Genomic DNA, 1,574 nt, shown 5'->3' with positions numbered 1-1,574 from the left:
CGGAGCCTGTCAAACTCGTTGAGACAGCTCAGGCTGCGGGTTGTGCCTGGTTGTTCTCCTTTTTCTCGTCCTTGGGTGGTTCGTTGATCCAGGCCTTGTCGGGCAGCTTGGGCGGGATGGGCTTGGTGCGGAACCGTTCGGGGTTGGCGGTGTAGGCGGCGGCCAGGACTTCGCAGCGGCGGTCTCGGATCTTGGTCGCGGTGCCGTCGTGGACCGAGGCCGGGGTGTGCAGCCCGATCCCCGAGTGCCGGTGCTGGTTGTTGTAGTAGGTGAAGAACGCTGCGCAGAATCGTGTCGCCGTCTGGATCGAGGTGAACCGGTCGGGGAAGGCGGGGCAGTACTTCAAGGTCTTGAAGCCGGCCTCGGAGTAGGGGTTGTCGTTGCTGACGTGCGGCCTGGAGTGGCTGCGGGTGATGCCCAGGTCGATGAACATCTGGGCGACGTTCTTGCTGGTCATCGATGGCCCGTTGTCGGCATGGACATGTCCGGGCACGATGCCGCCGTTGGCGGTGAAGGCCTCGGCCATGAACGCCTGGGCGATCGCGCCGGACTCGGCGGGCACCAGCTTCCAGTGCACCACCTTGCGGGAGAAGATGTCGATCATCACCAGCAGGTCGTAGTAGACGCCCTTGAACGGTCCCTTCAGTTTGGTCACGTCCCAGGACCACACCTGGTCGGGGCCGTCGGCGACCAGTTCGGGTTTGACGCGGGCCGGGTGGGTGGCCTGCCGGCGCCGTTCGCGGACCTCCCCGGCCCGGCGCAGCAGCCGGTACATGGTCGAGATCGAGCACAGGTAGGTGCCCTCGTCGATCAGTACCGCCCACACCTGGGCGGGGGACTTGTCGACGAACCGGTCCGAACGCAGCACGGCCAGCACCGCCTGCTGCTCGGCCGCCGTCAGCGACGCCGGGTGGGGCGCCGGCCGACGATGCGGCCCCAGCGGCCGCGGGACGGGGTTGCGCCAGCGGTAGCGGGAGGCCCGGTTCACTCCGGTCAGCTCGCAGGAGGCTTTGATGCCGACGAGGGGTTCCATCTCCTGCTGGGCCGGGAGGATCACTTCCCGGGCTCGGTGTCGGAGTCCGCGCTCTCGGAGAGCAGTTCCAAGAGCTCGTGTGCTTTTCCCATGATCGCCAGGGCCTTCTTGGTCCTGGCCAGCTCGTCGGCCAGCCGCGCGTTCTCGGCGGCGAGCTTCTCGTTGGCCTTGTCGGCCTCGCTTCTGCGGGGCTTGGGGCCGGTGGGCCTGGCCGCCAGGGCGTTCAGCGACCCCGCATCGCGCAGCCGCTTCCAGTCCTGGATGTGGGAGTGGTACAGCCCCTCACGGCGCAGCAGCGCACCGCGGGCGCCCGCCTCGGTCAGCTGCTCCCACTCCTCCACGATCGCCAGCTTGTACTCCGGGCTGAACACCCGCCGCTTCGGCCGGTCGGCCCGAGGACCCTTCTTCTTGCCCACCACACCATCATCAGCGCGGAGATCGGCAACACTCAACGTCACGCTAGAAAGATCCCTGTCTCGCCCTACTCATGTCACAGAAGACTAGTTCGTCCCCATGTCTCCCCTGAGTCTGACAGAGAGGG

General features: G+C 67.0%; 2 protein-coding genes. Both read right to left on the bottom strand.

Annotated elements, in window-relative coordinates:
- Positions 1–28: 28 nt before the first annotated feature.
- Positions 29–1,057, bottom strand: a complete 1,029-nt coding sequence (locus ABTW95_RS35640; protein WP_500228634.1) for a transposase — start codon at positions 1,055–1,057, stop codon at positions 29–31.
- Entirely contained in the window at positions 1,054–1,449 is a 396-nt protein-coding gene (locus tag ABTW95_RS35635) for a transposase (RefSeq protein ID WP_500228633.1), read from the bottom strand. The genes ABTW95_RS35640 and ABTW95_RS35635 overlap by 4 nt, the downstream gene beginning before the upstream one ends.
- Positions 1,450–1,574: the final 125 nt, after the last annotated feature.

It is taken from the genome of Spirillospora sp. NPDC127506 (genome assembly GCF_040302145.1).
Classification (GTDB): Bacteria; Actinomycetota; Actinomycetes; order Streptosporangiales; family Streptosporangiaceae; genus Spirillospora.
Note: the sequence above shows the minus strand (reverse complement) of the source record. Positions and strands in the feature narration are given on the sequence as shown.